Source organism: Streptomyces sp. NBC_00104, assembly GCF_045160825.1.
Classification (GTDB): Bacteria; Actinomycetota; Actinomycetes; order Streptomycetales; family Streptomycetaceae; genus Streptomyces.
In genome coordinates, this window is record NZ_CP108215.1 from 9,371,108 (window position 1) to 9,392,767 (window position 21,660).

Genomic DNA, 21,660 nt, shown 5'->3' on the forward strand with positions numbered 1-21,660 from the left:
GCCCGGGTCACGGCTCGCGTTCATCCTTCTTGCCTTCATCGTTCCGTACTGATCGCGTTCCATCCCTCGCGGGGCGGGCGGGTCGGGGCATTCGCAGGGCAAGAGGCGCACCGAGCGCGGCCACACCGGCCAGGAACAGCAGCGCGGGGCCCGAGCCGAGCGGCATGAGCGTGGTCGCGGCCGCCACCCCCAGCGTCGGGCCGACGTTCATCGCGGTCTGCTGCAGCCCGCCGGCCACCCCCGCCGACTCCGGCGGCGCATGCCGTACGACGACGGCGGTGGCGGTGACCATCAGCGCGCCGAAACCGGCACCCAACAACAGGAACCCGCCTCCGGCCAGCACCGTCGACGACCCGGGGCCGAGCCGGGACAGCGCCAGCACACCGAAGGTGAGCAGCGCCGTCCCTGTGAGAGCCGTGGGACGGGCGCCCCACCGGCGCAGCAGTACGGCCGAGAGCGGCGCCCCGAGCACCATCGTCACGCCGCCGGGCAGCGCGACGAGGCTCGTGCGCAGCGGGTCCATGCCGAGCACGTCCTGGAGGACGAAGCTGCACACGAACAGCGCGCCGAGCATCGCCGCCGACGCGACGACCAGCATCCCGAGCGCCGCGCACACCGTGGCCGAGCCCAGCACGGCGGACGGCAACAGCGGCTCGGGGGTGCGCTGTTCATGGCGTACGAGGGCGAGGACGCATACGGCGGCGATCAGCAGGCCGAGCACACCCGTGGCCGTCCAGCCGTGCTCCGGCACCCCGACCAGCGTGTGTACGACAGCCGCCAGGGCCACGGCGAGCAGCGCGGCGCCGGGCAGGTCGAGGCGGGCGCCGGAAGCCTGCCCCGCCGGCTCCGCAGGCCTCTCCCGCCCCGTCTGCGGGGCGCGCACCGTCAGTGCCAGCAGGCCCATGACCAGTGCCGGTACGACGTTGAGGAAGAACACCGCCCGCCAGCCCACCTGGGCGACGAGCACACCGCCGACCAGCGGACCGGCGGCGACGGCCACGCCGATGGCGCTGGTCCGCAGCGCGATGGGCATCCCCAGCCGGTCGGGCGGGAGCGCGGCCCGCAGCATCCCGAGCGTGGCGGGCTGCAACAGCGCGCCGAAGACGCCCTGGACGACCCGCAAGCCGATCACCCAGCCCACACCGGGCGCGAACCCGATGCCCGCGGAAGCCACCCCGAAGCCCAACACCCCCCATGCGAACACCCGTTGATGCCCGAACCGGTCCCCGATCCGCCCCGCGAACACCAACAGCCCGGCCACCGCGATCAGATAGCCGGTGCTGGTCCACTGCACCTCGGTGAGGGAGGCGTCGAGGTCGCGTCGCAGGGTCGGCTGAGCGATCGTCAGCACCGTTCCGTCGAGGGCGACGATCACGGCACCGAGCACGCTGTTCGCGAGGGTGAGACGGCGGTGCGGAGCGGATATTCGCCCACTCCGGTCGACACCGGCCTGCGTCGTGGGTGCCGTCATCGCTCCTCGCCGCCCAGGTGCGCGTCCAGCGCGGTGTGCAGCAGGGGTGCGAAGTCATCGGCACCCGTGGTCAGTTGGAGGCTGCCCCACGTCCACAGCTGGGCGATGCCGTAGAGGTTCGCCAGCAGCGCGCCGGCGACGAGCCGGGCGTCGGCGTCCGGCCGGGCCCGCCCGACGAGGTCCACCAGCAGGGTGAAGATCGGCAGACTGCTGTCGCGCAGCCCCAACTCATTGCTCTCCAGCAGATCGTGACGGAACATCAGTTCGTGCATGCCCCGGTTGGTGAGCGCGAAGTCGAGATACACGCGGCCCAGCGTCGCGATCTGCTCACGCGGGCTCGCCGTACCGTCCCCGAGCGCCGCGACCCCCCTGACCGCCAGTTCCTCGAATCCCCGGCGCGCGATGGCCGACAGCAGTTCCAGGTGGGTCGGGAAGTATCGGCGCGGCGCCCCGTGTGACACCCCCGCCCGCCGCGCGATCTCCCGCAGGGACAGCGCCTGCACACCCTCGGCGGTCACCAGCTCGACCCCGACATCGACCAGCCGGGACCGCAGCCCCGTGTTCGGCTCGCTCATGGACACTGTCTACCAGGAGGATGTAGACAGTGTCTACTGAGCAGGCTGCCCGCTGGTCCGCTCGCCCGCCTACTCCTTGGTGCGGTCGGCTGCCCTTTCCAGTACGCACAGCCGGCCCTCGTCGGGATCGCCGATGTACATCCACAGGACGGGGTGCTTCGACGTGCCCCGGGCCTCGTACTCCGTCCACACCGTGCCGGGTGTGAAGGTCAGTTGAACCTCCGACGAGGGTTCGCCCGAGTCGGGGCCGTCGTGGGTGTAGAGCTCCCAGGTGCCCGCGCCCGGATCCGGCGCCACGGCGGCGTTGAGGTCCCCGTCGCTGAAGTCGCCGCAGATCCCGTCCGAGGCGAACGTCCCGTTCTCCTCGAGCGTCAGCCGCCCGCCCTCCTCGTCGACCCATGTTCCGGTGATCTCGGCCGTGCTCATGGCCAAGGGCTCGCCGTCGGGAATCGGGACCGACAGGCGGCTCACCAGCAACAGCAGGGCCATCGCGCCGATCCCGAGCAGGAAGAGCAGGCCGCACCCCGCCGCGCCGACGAGCGGGACGATCAGGGCGATCCGCCAACGCCGTCGGCTCGTCTCGGCCGACGGCCATCCCCACCATGGAGGCGGGGCGGCTCTATAGGGGTCCTCGCCGCGCTTCAAAATCGTCCCCCCGTGGTGTGGTGCCGCGTGGTCGCGGCAGTGCGGTCATCATGCCGCTGAGCTGCGCGGGCCTCCGCGTCAGGGTCGTTCTCGCGGGGCCCGCCGCCACGCACGGGCCCCCGGGCACCTCGGGGTGTCCGGGGACCCGGAGCGGGACTCGGTCGTGGCTCAGGCCGCGACGCGCTCCCGGTCGTTCTTCTCGCGCGGGGCGCGGGTGCCGAGGAGTTCGGTCGGGATCCTGTGGGTCTCGCGGGCGGTGAGGACGGCGAGAACCGGGGGGACGCACAGGGCCGTGGTGAACAGGGCCACGGCGAACCAGTCGTCGCCGTCCGGGCCAGCGATCTGCGCGGCGAAGGTGACGGCGAAACCGGCGATGGCGAAGCCGATCTGGGTGCCGATCGCCATGCCGGACAGCCGGACCCGGGTGGAGAACATCTCGCCGTAGAAGGAGGGCCAGATGCCGTTCGCGGCGCTGTAGACGACACCGAAGGTGACGATGCCGAGGATCAGGACCAGCGGGTAGGCGCCGGTGGAGATCGCCCACAGGTAGACGAACATCATCACCGCGCTGCCGGCCGCGCCGATCAGGAACACCGGGCGGCGGCCGATGCGGTCGGAGAGCGTGGCCCACAGGGGGATCGCGGCGAGCGCGACCAGGTTGGCGAGCGCGCCCACCCACAGCATGGACGAACGGGACAGGCCGACCGACTCGCTCGTGCCGTACGCCAGCGCCCACACGGTGAAGATCGTGGAGACCGAGGCGACCAGCGCGCCCGCGATCACCCGCAGCACGTCCGCCCAGTGCTCACGCAGCAGGACGACCAGCGGCAGCTTGGCGACGCCCTCGGACTCGGTCTGCTGGGTGAAGGCCGGGGTCTCCTCCAGCGTGCGGCGGATGACATAGCCGACGACGGCGACCGCGATGCTCATCCAGAACGGCACGCGCCAGCCCCAGGACAGCAGCTGGTCCTCGGGGAGCGCGGCGATCGGGATGAAGACCAGGGTGGCGAGCAGCTGCCCGCCCTGGGTGCCGCTCAGGGTGAAGCTGGTGAAGAAGCCGCGCCGGTCCGCCGGTGCGTGTTCCAGCGTCATCGAGTTCGCGCTCGCCTGCTCACCGGCGGCCGATATGCCCTGGAGCACACGGCAGAGCACCAGGAGGACCGGGGCGAGGGTGCCGACCTGGTCGCGGGTGGGGAGGCAGCCGATCAGGAACGTCGACACGCCCATCAGGATCAGCGTGAAGACCATGATCTTCTTACGGCCCAGCCGGTCGCCGAAGTGCCCGAGGAACAGGGCGCCGACCGGCCGCGCCGCGTACGCGACACCGAACGTGGCCAGCGACAGCAGGGTCGCGGTGGCCGGGTCGGACTCGTCGAAGAAGACCGTCGGGAAGATCAGGGCGGCGGCGCTGCCGTAGATGAAGAAGTCGTAGTACTCCAGGGCGCTGCCGATCCAGGCGGCCGTAGCGGCCTTCTTGGGCTGCCCGGGAGGTGCGGCGGGGACGGACACGGCGTGCTCCTTCGAGGGATCTCCCCCATGAGAGAGGAGTGAAGAGGAGGAAGGCAAGGCGAGACGGGCGAAGCGGGGGGAGGGGGCTGGGAGCCGGGTCCCTGGGGTGATGGGGCGGCCGCGCCGGGTGCTACCCGGCTAATTAACGCACTGGATAGTTAGTAGCGGTTGGCTACGGATGTTGCGCCGACGTTTCCCGGGTGTCAAGAGGTCATGCCGAAGGATCTTCCGGACGAGACCCGACCGAGACCGTTCCGCTTCCCCGCGGGCGGGCCACGATGCGTTGCCCTGCCCCTGCCGCCGGCCTGCCGTCTGCCGGCCCTCGGTGCGCGGCCGGTCCGCCTGCAGTCCAAGGAGCGGTCCGCCGTCAGGCCGACGCGCGGTCCGTCGTCAGTCCGACGCGCGGTCCGCCGTCAGTCCGACGCGCGGTCCGCCGTCAGGTACGCGATCACCATGTCGCCCAGCATCTGGCGGTAGTGGTCGCGCCGGCCGGGGGCGACCAGGTCGCGGCCGAAGAGGGCGCCGAAGGTGTGCCTGTTGGCGACCCGGAAGAAGCAGAAGGAGCTGATCATCGCGTGCAGGTCGACGGCGTCGACGTCGGCCGTGAACAGGCCCGACCGCCGGCCCGACTCCAGGATCCGGCGGATCACGTCCAGCGCGGGCGAGCCGATCTTGCCGAGCATCTCGGAGGAGGCGATGTGCTCGGCCTCGTGGATGTTCTCGATGCTCACCAGGCGGATGAAGTCGGGGTGCGCCTCGTGGTGGTCGAACGTCACCTCGGCCAGTCGCCGGATGGCCGCGACCGGGTCCAGATGCTCGACGTCCAGCTCCTGCTCCGTCTGCCGGATCACGGAGTACGCCCGCTCCAGCACGGCGGTGAACAACTGCTCCTTGCCGCCGAAGTAGTAGTAGATCATCCGCTTCGTGGTGCGGGTTTGGGCGGCGATCTCGTCGACCCGGGCCCCGGCGAACCCGGAACGGGCGAACTCCCTGGTCGCGACGTCGAGGATCTCGGCCTTGGTGCGGGCGGCGTCACGGATGCGCCCGTTCGGTCGTGCCGGTTCTTCGACGCTGGTCATCGCGTTCCTTCGGGCAAGGGGCCAGTGACCGCGATTGTAGAAGCCCGCGCTCGTCGGCTCGGCGCCGCGTTCCCGGACGCGTTCGCGAGGAGGACTTCCCCTGCGCGATCCCGGCTGCTATGACTAACGTACTAGTTCGTACATTAGTGAGCCGCTCAGGAGGCCCCGCCGTGCCCAAGGTCTCGAACCCTGTCTCTTCGCGGGACTCGTATCTCGTCGGCCTCATCGGTTCCGGAATCGGGCCCTCGCTCAGCCCCGCCCTGCACGAGCGCGAGGCCGACCGGCAGGGGCTGCGCTATCTGTACCGGCTGATCGACATCGACGACCTCGGCGTCGGGCCGGAGGCGGTGGGAGACCTCGTACGCGCCGCCCGTGACCTGGGCTTCGACGGGCTGAACATCACCCACCCGTGCAAGCAGCTCGTCATCGAGCACCTCGACGGGCTCGCCCCGCAGGCCGCCGCACTCGGCGCGGTCAACACCGTCGTCTTCGAGGACGGTCGCGCCATCGGCCACAACACGGACGTCACCGGCTTCGCCGCGTCCTTCGCCCGAGGCCTGCCCGACGCCCCGCTGGAGAAGGTGGTGCAGCTGGGCGCCGGGGGCGCCGGCGCGGCCGTCGCCCACGCCACGCTCACCCTCGGCGCGGAGCACGTCACCGTCGTCGACCCGATGCCCGACCGGGCGACCGACCTCGCCACCTCCCTCAACCGCCACTTCGGTCCGGGGCGGGCCGCCGCGGCGACACCGGACGCGCTGCCGGTGCTGCTGGGCGCGGCCGACGGGGTCGTCCACGCGACGCCCACCGGGATGGCCGCGCATCCCGGGCTGCCCTTCGCCGCGGAGCTGCTGCATCCCGGGCTGTGGGTGGCGGAGGTGGTGTACCGGCCGTTGGAGACGGAGCTGTTGCGGGTCGCCCGGGAGCTCGGCTGCGCCACGCTCGACGGGGGAGGGATGGCGGTGTTCCAGGCGGTGGACGCGTTCCGCTTGTTCACCGGGCGGGAGCCGGACGCCTCGCGGATGCTGGCCGACATCGCGGAGCTGGCCGGTGTCGCTGGTGTCCGTAACTGAGCGCCGTAGGGGCGCGCCGGCCTGTCGGACGCGGGTTGTCGGTGGCTGGTCGCGCAGTTCCCCGCGCCCCTCACGGGGCGCCCGATGACGAGCGCGCTGCCACACCATTGAGCCTCGAAGGAGCACCACCATGCGTACCTCCATCGCCACCGTCTCCCTCAGCGGGTCCCTCACCGAGAAGCTCACCGCCGCCGCGCGGGCCGGCTTCGACGGGGTGGAGATCTTCGAGAACGATCTGCTGGCCAGCCCGCTCGCGCCCGAGGAGGTCCGGGCTCGCTGTGCGGATCTGGGGCTGAGCATCGATCTCTATCAGCCGATGCGGGACATCGAGGCCGTGCCGGCGGAGGTGTTCGACCGCAATCTGCGGCGGGCCCGGCACAAGTTCGAGCTGATGGGCCGCCTCGGTGTCGACACGGTGCTCGTCTGCTCCAGCGTCCATCCGCTCGCCGAGGACGACGACGCGCTCGCCGCGTACCATCTGCGTCAACTGGCCGATCTTGCAAAGGAGTTCGGGATTCGGGTCGCGTACGAGGCGCTGGCGTGGGGGCGGCACGTCAGTACGTACGACCATGCGTGGCGCATCGTCGAAGCGGCCGACCATCCCGCGCTCGGCACCTGCCTGGACAGCTTCCACATTCTCGCCCGCGGGTCCGACCCCAAGGGAATCGAGGACATCCCCGGCGAGAAGATCTTCTTCCTGCAGCTGGCGGACGCCCCGCTGATGGCGCTGGACGTGCTGCAGTGGAGCCGGCACTACCGGTGCTTCCCGGGACAGGGCGGCTTCGACGTCACCGGGCTGGTCAGGCATGTGAGGGCCGCCGGATACGACGGGCCGCTGTCGCTGGAGGTCTTCAACGACGTCTTCCGGCAGGCCGAGGCCGGGCCCACCGCCGTGGACGCCCACCGCTCGCTGCTGATGCTCCAGGAGGCGGCGGGCATCGCCGCGCTGCCGGAGCGGGTGGTGCCCACGGGGGTCGCCTTCGCCGAACTGGTCACGCCCGACGCCGAACCCGTGGGCGCGCTGCTCGGTGCGCTCGGCTTCGCGCGCACGGCCCGGCATCGGAGCAAGCCGGTGGACCTGTGGCAGCAGGGCGAGGCGCGGGTGCTGGTCAACACCGGGCCGGCCGCGCGGCGCGACGGCACCCAGCTCGCCGCGATCGGACTGGAGTCACCGGACCCGGCCGGCGCCGCCCGCCGGGCCGAGTCCCTGCTCGCGCCGGTGCTGCCGCGCCGCCGGGCCGCCGAGGACGCGGCGCTGGACGCGGTCGCCGCGCCCGACGGCACGGAACTCTTCTTCTGCGCCACCGACCGTCCCGAACTCCCCAGCTGGACCGGGGACTTCCGGCCCGTGGAACATGCGGGGGACGCGGGCCACGTCCACCGCGTCGACCACCTCGCGCTGACCCAGCCCTGGCATCAGTTCGACGAGGCCGCCCTCTTCCACCGCACGGTGCTCGGCCTCCATGCCAGCGACAGCGTCGATGTCGCCGACCCCTACGGCCTGTTCCGCAGCAGGCCGGTGACCAACGAGGACGGCACCGTCCGGATCGCCCTCAGCGTCGGTCCGGCTCCGACCGACGACATCGCACGCGCCCAGCACATCGCCCTGACCACGGACGACGTCGTCGCCGCGGCCCGTGCCTTCCGCGCGGCCGGGGGCCGGCTGCTGGCCGTCCCCGCGAACTACTACGACGACCTGGCCGCACGGTTCGAGTTCGCCGACGGCGAGCTCGAGACGTATCGCGCACTCGGCGTCCTCTACGACCGTGACGCGGACGGCGAGTTCCGCCACTGCTACACCGAGACCGTCGGCCGCGTCTTCTTCGAACTCGTCCAGCGGGACGGCGGGTACAAGGGCTACGGCGCGCAGAACGCGCCCGTGCGGCTCGCCGCCCAGCACGCCCAACGGCCGCTCAGGTAAAGGGAGTCGGGGGCTACTGGCGGCTGACGGTACGCGTCACACCGGTGACGACCGTCGTCGCCAGGATCCAGCCGGTGATGATGAGGACGTACGACAGCCACTGAGTCGGGCCCTCGGGCGCGTACGCCCGCTCCTGTCCGAAGTCGATGATCGGCAGAAGCAGGTCGAGGGTGTAGAAGACCGAGTTGAAGACCGGAGCCTCGTCCGCCTTGAGCGGGCTCGGCGGGTGCACCGCGTACGCCACCGAGCCCACCGCCATCAGCGACAGCAGCCAGACGGCCGCACGCAGCGGACGGAAGCCGTAGCCGACCGTGGCGTCCTGGGCGTAGCCCCAGAGCCGCCCGTGCCACCGGAGCGTGGCGCGATGGCGGCGTTGCTTGGCGAGCTGGACGCGCCGGGCCGCGTCGTCGTCGCCGATCCTGCGGTACGCGGCGGTCAACTGCTCGTAGGAGTACGGCAGATAGCTCTCCGCGTCCCGTTCCAGCATGGGCAACCGCCGCTGGGCGGGCTCGTGCGGGATGAGGGAGGTGTAGGTGAGGCTGTTCAGGAGCACCTTCTCCGGCAGCATGTCCGGCTCCAGGACCAGTACCTCTATCTGGGCGCGGCGCATGTTGAGGACGCCCTCCATCGGAGGACCGTCGCGCAGCCACAGTTCGCTGATGACGGAACTGCTCACCCGCAGCGCCATGGCGCCGGGATTCGACAGCCGCGCGTACGCCAGGTCCAGCTGGCCGCCCACCCGGGCCCCGCGCAGCTCGATCCGGCCGCGTACGTCCGCGTGCCGCAGCACGACATCGGACTCGGTGGCCAGTGTCTCCGCGGCGAGGGCGGTGCCGCCGGGCCGGTGCAGCCGTGCGTGCCTGAGGTCGACGGTGCCGGCGACATGGGCGCCGCCGAGCCGGACCTCGCCGTCCGCGCGCAGCCCGGGGGCGCACAACTCCTCCCCGATCTCCGCCTGGTTGAGCCGCAGTGCGGGCTCGTCGTCCGCCGCGGTGAACTCGGCCCGCTCCATGAACAGCGTTCCGGAGATCTGCGCCCCGGTCAGCTTCACCGGTCCCCGGAACCGACAGCCCGTCAACCGCAGCCCGCCGTCGACCCGCACCCTCGCCGAACGCAGGCCTGGCAGCACGGACTTGGTCAGATTGAGGTAGGTGAACTGTGCGCCCGAGAAGTCGGGAACCTCGTCGAAGTGGCACTCGCTCAGGCGCACCACACTGCCGACCGTCGCGTACTTCAGCTCCAGTCTGCCGGTGATCCGGGCGCCCGCGATCTTGAGGGCGGCCACCTCGCCCTCCTCCTGGGGCGCGGTGAGCAGCAACGCCCTTAGCACCCGGGCCCGTACGGTCCGCTCCGGGCCCCACCCGGCGCCGGCCGCCGCGTCCTCGGCGGTCGTGACCTCCATGGTCCCGAAGTCCACCGCCGCGCCCAGCGGAAAGGCGTCCCACACCCGGCGCTCGGCCACCGTCAGATCGTTGATCATCATCACCGGGAATCTCACCCGCAACGCTTGTACCTGTCAACTACCGGGATCCGGCCCCGCGTTCCTGGCCGGATCCCGGTCGGTCGCACCGGCCCCCCGTCCGCTAGTGCCCCCAGGCCTCGGCATGGCCCCGGTGCGCGTCCGTGAGGCCGTTCGTGAAGAACCGCTCGTAGTACTCGTTCTCCACGTGGTGGACCTGGAGCCACACGCCCGGGACATGGATCGCGTCCGTGTGCGCCGGGAAGCGGCCGTGTGTACGGAGGATGTACTCGCAGATGTCCCGGGCGCAGTCGATCACCCGCTCCTCGTACTCACTGGCCTCGGTGAGATAGCGCTGCCCGTAGTCCTCCCGGTAGATGCGGGCGAAGACGTCCCGGTCGGTGTAGACGCCCTGGGGGCCGAACTTCTCCTTGATGACCGTCTCCACGGCCTCCGACATGGTCCCGAACGTGGGCGGGCACGCGGCGGCGATCAGCGGGGCGCCGCCGTCGGGGGAGGGGAGCCGCACCGGGTGCGAGCGCACCTTGGCGTACTTCGGCAGGGGGACGTGCCAGCGCCAGATGTCGGCGGGGCGCCAGCGCGGGGTGACGAAGTCGAAGCCCAGCATCCTGCCGTACGCCCGGGAGAACTTCGGGTCGCCGAGGGCGATCTGCGGGTTGATGGTGGCGTGGATCCAGGCGCCCAGGCCCATCGCCTCGGCCGTGAGCATCAGGTTCTGCAGCAGCAGGTCCGCCTCGATCTGGGTGCGCATCGGGCCGAGGGCACCGAGGGGCAGCTTCAGATCCCCGTTGAGGAAGCCGTTCTTCACCCACTTCCTCACCCCGGCGGGCCGGTAGAAGTTGCGGTCGTCGACGAGGGTCGGGCGGGCCCCGTCCGGCTGCGTGAGCAGATACATCAGCGCGTTCACGTACTGATGGGAGAGATCGACCACCGGGAACAGCAGGGTCGTTCCGGCGAGGTTGGACAGGAAGCGGTTGGAGTCCAGGTACGCCGGGAAGTCCCGCTTGCCGGGAGCGACGTCGAGGCGGTGGTCCAGGACCTTCACCTTCGCCTCGCGCGCCCGCGCCATCAGCGTCTCGGCGTCGAACGGCTCGTCGGGCGCCGGCTTCAGCCTGCGCAGGAAGTAGGTGCCCGAGTCGTTGACGAGGAAGAAGTGGGTGCCCTGTGCGTTGTCCGGGCTCCCGGCGGTGCGGCCCGCCATCGTCAGGTTGGGCTTGGACATGATGGGTGTGCCGTTGTCCGGGTCCTCGAAGGGCCGGTCGGGCATGGTGAGCCCCGTGGTGCCGGTGATCGCGATCAGCACCGCCTCCTCCAGCTCGGAGAGCGGCTGCACCGCGTTGCGGGACGTGTAGGTCATGGTCCCGGCGGACACCTTGGCACCCCGGCTCACGCGGTGGGTCCGGCGGCGCCACACGGTCCGCAGCAGCGGGCGCCCGAAGAGGTCGGCGAGGCCCGGGTGCGTGGTGGCGACGGTCGTACCGGGCTGATCCTGGACCGCGAGCTGCTCGCCGGCCCCGGGTATCGCGGACAACCCCTGGGATCCGGGCAGCTCGGACTGCTCGTCGGTGAACGTCATTCGATTTTCCCCCGTTGTGTGGTTCGGACCCGGGGGCGTGTCACACCCCCGGGTCGTGTGTCACGGCGTCATGGTGAACCGCCGTCGCTCGCAGGGCCGTTGCTCGTCTCCCGAACCGTCCGCCACGGCGCGAACGCGCTCGCCCCGCGCGGCAGGAGAGGCGCCAACTCCGGGCAGTGGCGCAGGACCACGGAGTTCATGCCGCCCTTCTCGACCCAGTCGATGCCGAGCGGTGTGTAGACCTCCGGCCGGTAGTCGACGGTCAGGAAGCGGTCGCTCTGCAGCCGTCGGCTGGCCATCAGGATGAAGATGCGGAACGCGGTGTCGCTGAACCCGAAGCCCTCCGGCGGGTTCTCCGCGAACAGCCCGACCACCGTGTCGATCTCGTCGACGCCGCGGTAGACGTCCTTCAGCCGCGCCAGCGTCTCCGGGTTCTCCGTCAGCTCCTCGAAGGAACGGATCCGCCCCCGGTGCAGTCCGGCCCGGAAGTCGTTGTAGCGCGGCACCCCGCGCCGGCGCGTCCGGACGAGGTCGACGACCGACAGGTCGATGATCTCCCCGTCGCGCTCGAAGCGCTGCAGCGAGCGCGGGAAGTTGTGCAGCGTGATCGCACCCGGGTGGGCGATGCCGAACGAGTACAGGGCGTTCGCGAGGCCCGTCTTGCGGATCTGTGCCTCGGCCGCCCCGCCCTGGATGTCCAGGAAGCCCACCGTCTCCAGCCGCCGCCCGAACTGGTGCTCCCGCAGCTCGAAGTCGTCCGGGATCAGCGGATGCATGCGGTAGACGGTCGTGAAGTCCTCGGTCAGCGAGTACGGCGCCGCGTGGTGGTCCGGCAGCGTCTTCGGGATGCCGGTCAGCGAGTGCGCCTCGAACAGCCACAGACCCAGCTGGTTGAGCCAGTTCCTGGGCGGGCCGGACCAGTTGGTGTGCAGCGCCAGATCGATCGCCTCGGTGGCGAGGATCGCCGGCGTCCACTCCACGGTGTGGATCTTCGCGATCAGCGCCGACACCACGAGCCGGGCCGTGTGGTAGACCTTCTCCTCGCTCATCGACGGGTACTCGGCACGCAGCGCGTCGCACACCGCGTTGTGCTCCCGCGCGAACAGCGTGTGCAGCGAGCTGAGCCCCATCCACCAGCTCTCGTTGAATCCGGTGAGCGGAATGCCGTTCGGGCTGCCCGGCAGGTGGCCGTCCTCCAGGCGGAGTTTCGCGCCCCCGTCCGGCTCGCGCAGGAAGCGCGCGGTCCGCTCGTCCTCGCCGTACACCTCGGAGCCGTCCCACCAGTGCGAGGCGGAGTTGGCGAACAGGATCGGCGGGCGGCCCGGAGCCTCCAGCCCCTCGTTCTCCGCGAACCGCATCACCCGTTCCGTCGGCCCGCCCGGCACGTTCCGCCAGTCACCGTCGAAGCCGGGCGGCAGCGGCACCTCCACGCTGCGGTCACCGGTCTTGTACCGCCGGTGGTTCACCCAGTCGTGCACCTGGAACTGGATCCACGCCGCCGCCAGCACGTTCAGCGAGGTCGCCGGCACGAAACTCTCCCGGTACAGCAGCTGCCTGCTGACCGTGACCGGGTTCGGTGTGTCGAAGGTGTCCGGCCGGTAGTCCGGCTTCAGGTTCCGCCCGAAGGCGGCTCCCACCGCGCCCATCCCCGGGGCCGACAGATCGTTGTACGTCCCGTCGTACGACCGCTCCGTGCGCAGCCGCTCCGGGACCGGCTCCGGCACGGGCTGGGCCTTCGGCGGCGCCTCGCGGACCTCGGTGTCGATCAGGTTCAGCTTGCGCAGCACCCTCCGCAGGAACACCAGGTTCAGCAGACTGAGCGACAACGGCAGCCGGTGCCACGGCACGACACGGTTCAGCAGCCCGAAGACGGCACCCACGGGACGACCGAGCACCCTGTTGCGCCACGGTTCCGCGGTGACGAAGCGCAGCCCGAGACGGTGGGCGCCACTCGCCTGGTACCCGGCCTTCCGCGCCCGGTTGATATGGCCCAATGGCCGGAAGTCGTCCGTCGTGTACCAGGGATTGAAGGTCAGATCCTCGATCCGGCGCGCGGCCGCGCGTGCCTCGGCGCCGTCCAGCTCCTGGGCGGGGATGGTGAGCCGGGCGACCGGCACCGACGGCGCCACCGCGTCCTTCCACTCCACCGCCGCGTCCTCGATGGGCGTGCGCCGCTCGTCCACGTACCGCTGCACACACAGATCGAACGCCACGTCCGCCTGCCCGAGGCGTCGCGCCAGCTCCCGGTGCAGAAAGTCCGGGTCCCGGCGGTCGGGCGCGGCCGCCGTCGGCGTACCGGGCGCCGGCCGCAGCAGATACCGCACGGGCCCGGCCTCGCCCCACAGAATGGCCCCGCGGCTCCAATAGGTCTCGTTGGCAAGGGAGTCGACGGTCCGCCGGGTGGCCGCCCGCACATTGCGCCGCATCCGCGTGGCCGTCGCCGGCCCCACCGCCAACGGCAGCTTCACGAACAGCCCGAAGGCCTTCTGGAGCGGACTCCGGGCCCCTGCCATGGCCTTGGCGAACGCCACGAACTCCCGCGCGTCGCTCGCGTGCGACACCGGATGACTGGTGGCCAGCAGGTCATGGCTCACGCCCTCCGCCACCTGGATCCGCACCGCCGCGCCCCGCAGGTCCGGCGAGCCGTCGCCCTGCCGGATCCCGCTCGCGTTGGACAGCCGGACCACCGCCGGATAGTCGGCGCCGGGCTGCGCGAAGCCGACCCGCAGCGCCACCGGGAGGTCGTCGTGGAAGCGCAGCCGCGCGTTCTCCACGCCCAGCGGCGCCTTCGCGTGGAACGCCCGCGCGGTCCCGCCGCCCCCGGCCCGCCGGTTCCTGACCTGGACCTCCATCAGCTCCCGCGCCAACCGCTCGAACACGAGCCGCTCGGCCTCGGGGCTGCCCCCGTCGTACCGCTCGTACCGCTGATCGTGCTGCCCGGTCTCGGCCATCGGCGTTTCCTTCGTACGGACGTACGGATGCGTGCGGAATGCATGCGAAGCGCATACGGGACAGGGGCCGCACGCTACCGGCGGCGGGGTTCCGGCCACAGCGACAGTTCACGCCATGTGCACATCTGACAATAATGCGGGTGAATATCGCATTCCGCCATGTCGCGGTCGCGTTCGAGGGCAGGGGCTAGCGTGATCGGCATGACTGTCGAGGGTGGGGCGCCGGACTTTCCGTACGGCGGCGAAGCGCTCATCGGTGGCTCGGTGAACGCCGGTGCCGTCTTCCGGCGGGGCGCCCACGTCGACCGCCCCGCGCCGGCCGCCGCGCCCGCCCTCCACGCCCACCTCCACGCACTGCGCAGGCACGGCTTCGACGGGGCGCCGCTTCCCGTCGGCCTCACACCGGACGGCCGCGAGCGGCTGACCTTCGTCCCCGGCGAGGTGCCGCTGCCGCCGTTCCCGCCCTGGGCGCTGACCGAGAGCGCCCTCGCGTCCGTGGGGACTCTGCTGCTCGACCTGCACGCGGCGAGCGCGGCCCTCCCGGTCGACACCGGTGCCGCCTGGCCCCGGGACCTGGCCGACCCCGAGGGCGGAACGATCCTCTGCCACAACGACGTCCGCCCCGACAACGTCGTCTTCCGCGACGGCCGTGCCGCCGCCCTGATCGACTTCGATCTGGCGGCCCCGGGCCGCCCGCTCTGGGACGTGGCCATGACGGCCCGCTACTGGGTCCCCATGCTCGACCCCGAGTCGGCGGCCGCCCTCTACCCGGGCGGCGCCCTGGACGCGCCCCGGCGCCTGCGCGTCCTCGCCGACAGCTACGGCCTCCGCGCACCCGACCGCGCGGCCCTGCCCGACGTCATCGAGCAGGCCACGGAGGCCTGCCGGGCCTTTGTGGCCGCGCGAGTCGCCGAAGGCGACCCCGTCTACCGCCAGGTCCTCGCGGAACGGGGCGGCTGGACTCGCTGGGATCGCGTCCGAACCTGGCTGACGACCCACAGGGACACCTTCACCACCGCCCTGCTGCCCTGAGGAACGTCAGCCACCCGCGCCCCGAAGGGACGCGGGGAACCGCGCGACCGGCCACGACGCTCCGGCACGCACCCACGCACCCACGCACCGAAGACGCCCCAGCCTTGCTTCGTCGCTTACTCGTCGCTTACTCGTCGCCTACTTCGTCGCTACTTCGTCGACTCGACCGCGTGCCCGCCGAACTGGTTACGCAGCGCGGCGATCATCTTCATCTGTGGGGAGTCGTCCTGGCGCGACGCGAACCGCGTGAACAGTGACGCGGTGATCGCCGGCAGCGGCACGGAGTTGTCGATGGCGGCCTCCACCGTCCACCGCCCCTCACCCGAGTCCTCGGCATAGCCGCGCAGCTTCTCCAGGTGCTCGTCCTGGTCGAGCGCGTTGACGGCGAGGTCCAGCAGCCAGGAGCGGATGACGGTCCCGTCCTGCCAGGAGCGGAACACCTCGCGGACGTCCGTCACCGAGTCGACCTTCTCCAGCAGCTCCCAGCCCTCGGCGTACGCCTGCATCATGGCGTACTCGATGCCGTTGTGGACCATCTTGGAGAAGTGCCCGGCCCCGACCTTGCCGGCGTGGACGTAGCCGTACGGCCCCTCCGGCTTGAGCGCCTCGAAGATCGGCTGGAGCCGCTCGACGTGCTCCTTGTCGCCGCCGACCATCAGGGCGTAACCGTTCTCCAGGCCCCACACGCCCCCGGAGACACCGGCGTCGACGAACCCGATGCCCTTGGCGCCCAGCTCGGCCGCGTGCTTCTCGTCGTCCGTCCAGCGGGAGTTGCCGCCGTCGACGACGGTGTCGCCGGGCGACAGCAGCTCCGCCAGCTCGTCGACGACGGACTGGGTGGGGCCGCCGGCCGGGACCATCACCCAGACCGTGCGCGGGCCGTCGAGGCGCTCGACCAGTTCGGCCAGGCTGCCCACGTCGGAGACGTCGGGGTTGCGGTCGTAGCCGACGACGGTGTGGCCGGCGCGGCGGATCCGCTCGCGCATGTTGCCGCCCATCTTGCCGAGACCGATCAGGCCCAGCTGCATCGCTGTCATGTCAGTTCACTGCTCCCTGCGCGTCATGAACGTGTCGAAGTGTGCGGTAGGCGGCCACCAGAGCGGCCGTCGAGGCGTCGAGGCCGGGCACGTCGGCACCCTCGGCCAGGGCGGGCTCCACCCGTTTGGCGAGGACCTTGCCGAGCTCGACGCCCCACTGGTCGAAGGAGTCGATGTTCCAGATCGCGCCCTGCACGAACACCTTGTGCTCGTACAGCGCGATCAGCTGACCCAGCACCGACGGGGTCAGCTCCGGCGCCAGGATCGTCGTCGTCGGCCGGTTGCCGCGGAACACGCGGTGCGGTACCTGTTCCTCCGGCACTCCCTCGGCCCGCACCTCCTCCGCGGTCCTGCCGAAGGCCAGCGCCTGGCCCTGCGCGAAGAGGTTGGCCATCAACAGGTCGTGCTGCGCCGCGAGTTCGGGGCCCAGCTCGGCGACCGGCCGGGCGAACCCGATGAGGTCGGCCGGGATCACCTTGGTGCCCTGGTGGAGCAACTGGTAGTACGCGTGCTGCCCGTTGGTGCCCGGTGTCCCCCACACCACCGGCCCGGTCTGCCACTCCACCGGCAGCCCGTCCCGGCCCACGTGCTTGCCGTTGGACTCCATGTCCAGCTGCTGCAGGTAGGCCGTGAACCTGGAGAGGTAGTGCGAGTACGGCAGCACGGCGTGCGACTGGGCGTTGTGGAAGTCGCCGTACCAGACGCCCAACAGGCCCAGGATCAAAGGGGCGTTGGCGTCGGCGGGGGCCGTGCGGAAGTGCTCGTCCACGATCCGGAAGCCGGTCAGCAGCTCCCGGAAGCGGTCCGGGCCGATCGCGATCATCAGGGACAGCCCGATCGCCGAGTCGAAGGAGTACCGTCCGCCGACCCAGTCCCAGAACTCGAACATGTTGTCCGGGTCGATGCCGAACTCGGTGACCTTCCCGGCGTTCGTCGACAGCGCCACGAAGTGCCTCGCCACCGCCTTCTCCTCGCCACCGAGCCCGGCGAGCAGCCAGGAGCGCGCCGAGGTGGCGTTGGTGATCGTCTCGATCGTGGTGAAGGTCTTGGACGCGACGACGAACAGCGTCTCGGCCGGGTCCAGGTCCCGCACCGCCTCGTGCAGGTCGGCGCCGTCCACGTTGGACACGAACCGCACGGTCAACGACCGGTCCGTGTACGCCCGCAGCGCCTCGTACGCCATCGCCGGGCCCAGGTCGGAGCCGCCGATGCCGATGTTGACGACGTTGCGGATACGGCTGCCGGTGTGGCCGGTCCAGCCGCCGGAGCGGACCCGGTCGGCGAACGCGGCCATCCTGTCGAGCACCGCGTGCACCTTCGGCACCACGTTCTCGCCGTCCACCTCGACGACCGTGTCACGCGGGGCCCGCAGCGCCGTGTGGAGGACGGCCCGGTCCTCCGTCACATTGATGCGCTCGCCCCGGAACATGGCGTCCCGCAGCCCGAACACATCGGTGGCGGTGGCCAGTTCCTGGAGGAGGGCGAGGGTCTCGTCGGTGACCAGGTGCTTGGAGTAGTCGATACGCAGATCGCCGACCCGGACGACGTACCGTTCCGCCCGCCCGGGATCCGTCGCGAACAGTTCGCGCAGGTCCGCTTGGAGCATCGGGCCGGCGCGATGGTCCTCCAACTCCGCCCACTCGGGGCGCCGGTCGAGCCGGGGCGTGTCAGTCATGGGTGGCTGCCTCCCCGGCGCCCTCGCCGCCGCGCAGGGCGACGGCGTACATCTCGTCGGCGTCGAGGCGCCGCAGCTCCTCGGCGATCAGCTCCGAGGTGGCGCGCACCTTCAGGGCGAGGGTGCGGGACGGCTGGCCCGGCAGGGTGAGCGTGGCGAGCGGGCCCTCGGGGCGGTCGATGACGATCTCGCCCTTCGCGGTGCCGAGGCGCACCCCTGTCACGACCGGCCCGGCGGTCAGCACACGCTCGACGGACACACCGAGACGGGCCTCCAGCCAGCGGGCCAGCAGTTCGGCGCTCGGGTTGTCGCCCTCGCTCTCCACGGCGGCCGCGGTGATGGGCTCCTTGGCCTGGTCGAGGGCGGCCGCGAGCATCGAACGCCACGGCGTCAGCCGGGTCCAGGCGAGGTCGGTGTCGCCGGGGGTGTAGGAGGCGACGCGCTGTTCGAGCGCGGCGAGCGGGGTCTCCACGGCGTACATGTCGGTGATCCGGCGCTGGGCGAGCGCGCCCAGCGGGTCCTTCGCCGGGTTCTCCGGCGCGTCCACCGGCCACCAGACGACCACCGGCGCGTCCGGCAGCAGCAGTGGCAGGACCACCGAGTCGGCGTGGTCGGACACCTCGCCGTACGTCCGCAGGACGACCGTCTCGCCGGTGCCGGCGTCCGCGCCTACCCGCACCTCGGCGTCCAGGTGCGACTTGGTGCGGTCCTTCGGGGTGCGGGCGTGCCGCTTGATGACGACCAGGGTGCGCGAGGGGTGCTCGTGCGAGGCCTCCTCGGCCGCCTTGATCGAGTCGTACGCGTTCTCCTCGTCCGTCACGATCACCATCGTGAGGACCATGCCCACGGCGGGCGTGCCGATGGCCCGGCGGCCCTGCACCAGCGCCTTGTTGATCTTGCTTGCCGTGGTGTCAGTCAGGTCGAATTTCATGGCCTGCGCCAGCTCCGTCCGTCTCGTGCGAGCATCTCGTCCGCTTCCCCGGGGCCCCAACTGCCCGAGGCGTACTGCGCGGGCCTGCCGTGCTTGGCCCAGTACTCCTCGATCGGGTCGAGGATCTTCCAGGACTCCTCCACCTCCTGGTGGCGGGGGAAGAGGTTGGCGTCGCCGAGCAGCACATCCAGGATCAGCCGTTCGTACGCCTCCGGGCTGGACTCGGTGAACGACTCGCCGTACGCGAAGTCCATGGTGACGTCCCGGATCTCCAACGAGGTACCCGGCACCTTCGAACCGAAGCGCACGGTCATCCCCTCGTCGGGCTGGACGCGGATGACGATCGCGTTCTGCCCCAGCTCCTCGGTGGCCGTGGAGTCGAACGGGGAGTGCGGGGCGCGCTGGAAGACGACCGCGATCTCCGTGACCCGCCGGCCGAGGCGCTTGCCGGTGCGCAGATAGAACGGCACACCCGCCCAGCGGCGGTTGTCGATGCCCAGCTTGACCGCCGCGTACGTGTCGGTCGTCGAGGACCGGTCGATGCCGTCCTCCTCCAGATAGCCGGGCACCTGCTCGCCGCCCTGCCAGCCCGCCGCGTACTGGCCGCGCACGGTGTGCCGGCCCAGGTCCTCCGGGAGCCGTACGGCCTTGAGCGCCTTCAGCTTCTCGGTCAGCAGCGACTCGGCGTCGAAGGCCGCCGGTTCCTCCATGGCGGTCAGGGCCAGCAGTTGGAGCAGGTGGTTCTGGATGACGTCACGGGCCGAGCCGATGCCGTCGTAGTACCCGGCGCGACCGCCGATGCCGATGTCCTCGGCCATCGTGATCTGTACGTGGTCGACGAAACTCCGGTTCCAGATGGGCTCGTACATCTGGTTGGCGAAGCGGAGCGCCAGGATGTTCTGGACGGTCTCCTTGCCGAGGTAGTGGTCGATGCGGAAGACCTGTTCCGGGTCGAACACGTCGTGCAGGACCGCGTTCAACTCGCGGGCGCTGGCCAGGTCGTGGCCGAACGGCTTCTCGATGACCGCGCGCCGCCAGGAGCCCTCGGGCGGACTGGCCAGCCCGTGCTTCTTGAGCTGCTTGACCACGTTCGGGAAGAACTTCGGCGGCACGGAGAGATAGAACGCGAAGTTCCCGCCCGTGCCCCGGGAGCTGTCCAGTTCCTCGACGGCCTCGCGGAGCCGCTTGAACGCCTCGTCGTCGCCGAAGTCGCCCGGGATGAACCGCATCCCCTCGGAGAGCTGCTGCCAGACCTCCTCGCGGAACTCGGTGCGGGCGTGCTCGCGGACCGCGTCGTGCACGATCTGCGCGAAGTCCTCGTCCTCCCAGTCCCGGCGGGCGAACCCCACCAGCGAGAAGCCCGGCGGCAGCAGACCCCGGTTGGCCAGGTCGTACACGGCCGGCATCAGCTTCTTGCGGGACAGGTCACCGGTCACCCCGAAGATGACGAGCCCGGACGGGCCCGCGATCCGGGGGAGCCGGCGGTCGTCCGCGTCCCGGAGCGGGTTGAGCCACTCGTCGGTCATTCCCCATCAACTCCCTTGCTGTTCAAGGACTTCGCCACCGCGTCCAACAGGTCCTGCCACGCTGCCTCGAACGTGGCGACACCCTGGTTCTCCAGCAGGCGCACGACCTCGTCGTAGGAGACACCGAGCGCCTCCACGGCCGCGAGGTCGGCGCGGGCCTGCGCGTAGCCGCCGCTCACCGTGTCGCCGCGGATGACGCCATGGTCCGCGACGGCGTCGAGCGTGGCCTGCGGCATCGTGCTGACGGTGCCGGGCGCGACCAGCTCGTCCACGTACAGGGTGTCCTTGTACGCCGGGTCCTTCACGCCGGTCGACGCCCACAGCGGGCGCTGCTTGTTCGCCCGGGCCCCGGCGAGGGCGGTCCAGCGTCCGCCGGGGTGGGTCGTGCGACCCGCCTCGCCGAACACCTCTTCGTACGCCTCGTAGGCGAGCCGCGCGTTGGCGAGTGCCGCGCGGCCTCTGAGGGCGAGCGCCTCGTCCGTGCCCAGCAGGCTCAGCCGCTTGTCGATCTCGGCGTCGACGCGGGAGACGAAGAAGGAGGCGACGGAGTGGATGGCGGACAGGTCGAGGCCCGCCGCCCGCGCCTTTTCCAGGCCCGCCAGATAGGCGTGCATCACCTCGTAGTGGCGCTCCAGCGAGAAGATCAGCGTGACGTTGACGCTGATGCCGAGCCCGATGACCTCGGTGATCGCCGGCAGACCGGCCTTCGTCGCCGGGATCTTGATCATCACGTTCGGGCGGTCGACGAGCCAGGCGAGCTGCTTGGCCTCGGCGACCGTCGCCGCGGTGTCGTGCGCCAGCCGGGGGTCCACCTCGATGGAGACCCGGCCGTCCCGGCCCGCCGTCGCGTCGTACACCGGGCGCAGGACGTCGGCGGCGGCGCGGACATCGGCGGTCGTCATCATCCGTACGGCCTCGTCGACCGTCACCCCGCGCACGGCGAGGTCGGCGAGCTGGTCCTCGTAGCCCTCGCCCGAGCCGATGGCGGCCCGGAAGATGGACGGGTTGGTGGTCACGCCGACGACGTGGCGCGTCTCGACGAGCTTCGCGAGGTCGCCGGAGGTGACGCGTTCGCGGGAGAGGTCGTCGAGCCAGAGGGAGACGCCCTCGTCGGAGAGGCGCTTCAGGGGTTCCGTGGCGGTGGTCGCCACGGCTGGTTCGGTGGTCACAGTGATCATCTTC

16 protein-coding genes are annotated in these 21,660 nt (G+C 71.1%); 3 read left to right on the forward strand and 13 right to left on the reverse strand.

Translation table 11 applies throughout. From position 1 onward, the window contains the following. Positions 1-7: 7 nt before the first annotated feature. From OG272_RS40985 to OG272_RS41005, 5 genes are all read right to left on the reverse strand, one after another. Positions 8-1,471 (reverse strand): MFS transporter, encoded by a 1,464-nt coding sequence (locus OG272_RS40985; RefSeq protein ID WP_327726862.1) that lies wholly within the window; start codon positions 1,469-1,471, stop codon positions 8-10. Next, positions 1,468-2,046 (reverse strand): TetR/AcrR family transcriptional regulator, encoded by a 579-nt coding sequence (locus tag OG272_RS40990; protein WP_327726861.1) that lies wholly within the window; start codon positions 2,044-2,046, stop codon positions 1,468-1,470. Before OG272_RS40990 ends, OG272_RS40985 begins: the two co-directional genes overlap by 4 nt. Before the next feature lie 69 nt (positions 2,047-2,115). Beyond that, positions 2,116-2,691, reverse strand: a complete 576-nt coding sequence (locus tag OG272_RS40995) for a hypothetical protein (protein ID WP_327726860.1) — start codon at positions 2,689-2,691, stop codon at positions 2,116-2,118. A gap of 168 nt (positions 2,692-2,859) precedes the next feature. After that, entirely contained in the window at positions 2,860-4,200 is a 1,341-nt protein-coding gene (locus OG272_RS41000) for an MFS transporter (RefSeq protein ID WP_327726859.1), read from the reverse strand. 413 nt (positions 4,201-4,613) lie between these two features. Further along, positions 4,614-5,279, reverse strand: coding sequence for a TetR/AcrR family transcriptional regulator (locus OG272_RS41005; protein WP_326574664.1), 666 nt, complete (start codon positions 5,277-5,279; stop codon positions 4,614-4,616). A gap of 170 nt (positions 5,280-5,449) precedes the next feature. Between OG272_RS41005 and OG272_RS41010 the strand changes: the two genes are divergently transcribed. Together OG272_RS41010 and OG272_RS41015 are read left to right on the forward strand one after the other, a co-directional pair. Beyond that, the gene (locus OG272_RS41010) at positions 5,450-6,349 is read left to right on the forward strand and encodes a shikimate dehydrogenase (RefSeq protein WP_328224394.1); all 900 of its coding nucleotides are present in this window, start codon (positions 5,450-5,452) and stop codon (positions 6,347-6,349) included. Positions 6,350-6,479: 130 nt separating this feature from the next. After that, positions 6,480-8,270, forward strand: a complete 1,791-nt coding sequence (locus tag OG272_RS41015; RefSeq protein ID WP_405895729.1) for a bifunctional sugar phosphate isomerase/epimerase/4-hydroxyphenylpyruvate dioxygenase family protein — start codon at positions 6,480-6,482, stop codon at positions 8,268-8,270. Between the two features lie 13 nt (positions 8,271-8,283). Here OG272_RS41015 and OG272_RS41020 read toward each other — a convergent pair whose 3' ends face one another. The 3 genes from OG272_RS41020 to OG272_RS41030 all read right to left on the reverse strand — a co-directional run bounded on the left by OG272_RS41020 (position 8,284) and on the right by OG272_RS41030 (position 14,277). After that, the gene (locus tag OG272_RS41020) at positions 8,284-9,753 is read right to left on the reverse strand and encodes a membrane-associated oxidoreductase (RefSeq protein WP_328224781.1); all 1,470 of its coding nucleotides are present in this window, start codon (positions 9,751-9,753) and stop codon (positions 8,284-8,286) included. Positions 9,754-9,853: 100 nt separating this feature from the next. Further along, on the reverse strand, positions 9,854-11,326 hold the full coding sequence (locus tag OG272_RS41025) for a hypothetical protein (protein ID WP_405895730.1): 1,473 nt from the start codon (positions 11,324-11,326) through the stop codon (positions 9,854-9,856). 68 nt (positions 11,327-11,394) lie between these two features. Continuing rightward, positions 11,395-14,277: a peroxidase family protein gene (locus OG272_RS41030; RefSeq protein WP_405895731.1), complete on the reverse strand. Its 2,883-nt coding sequence runs from the start codon at positions 14,275-14,277 to the stop codon at positions 11,395-11,397. 201 nt (positions 14,278-14,478) lie between these two features. On the opposite strand from OG272_RS41030, the gene OG272_RS41035 reads away from it, so the two are divergent. Further along, positions 14,479-15,309, forward strand: coding sequence for a phosphotransferase (locus tag OG272_RS41035; protein WP_405895732.1), 831 nt, complete (start codon positions 14,479-14,481; stop codon positions 15,307-15,309). Positions 15,310-15,458: 149 nt separating this feature from the next. Here the strand turns inward: OG272_RS41035 and gnd are convergent, their stop codons facing one another. Genes gnd through tal form a run of 5 tightly spaced genes read right to left on the reverse strand, consistent with a single transcriptional unit; the run spans position 15,459 to position 21,656 of the window. Next, a complete protein-coding gene (gene gnd / locus OG272_RS41040; RefSeq protein ID WP_326585541.1) occupies positions 15,459-16,337 on the reverse strand; it encodes a phosphogluconate dehydrogenase (NAD(+)-dependent, decarboxylating) in 879 nt (292 codons plus the stop codon). 10 nt (positions 16,338-16,347) lie between these two features. Further along, a complete protein-coding gene (gene pgi / locus OG272_RS41045) occupies positions 16,348-18,021 on the reverse strand; it encodes a glucose-6-phosphate isomerase (RefSeq protein ID WP_326574657.1) in 1,674 nt (557 codons plus the stop codon). Next, positions 18,014-18,952 carry a glucose-6-phosphate dehydrogenase assembly protein OpcA gene (gene opcA, locus OG272_RS41050; RefSeq protein WP_326574656.1) on the reverse strand — a complete coding sequence of 313 codons (939 nt, stop codon included), beginning with the start codon at positions 18,950-18,952 and terminating at the stop codon, positions 18,014-18,016. Before opcA ends, pgi begins: the two co-directional genes overlap by 8 nt. Beyond that, positions 18,949-20,478, reverse strand: coding sequence for a glucose-6-phosphate dehydrogenase (gene zwf, locus OG272_RS41055; protein WP_326574655.1), 1,530 nt, complete (start codon positions 20,476-20,478; stop codon positions 18,949-18,951). The genes opcA and zwf overlap by 4 nt, the downstream gene beginning before the upstream one ends. Beyond that, on the reverse strand, positions 20,475-21,656 hold the full coding sequence (gene tal, locus OG272_RS41060; RefSeq protein WP_405895733.1) for a transaldolase: 1,182 nt from the start codon (positions 21,654-21,656) through the stop codon (positions 20,475-20,477). Before tal ends, zwf begins: the two co-directional genes overlap by 4 nt. Between the last annotated feature and the right edge of the window lie 4 nt (positions 21,657-21,660).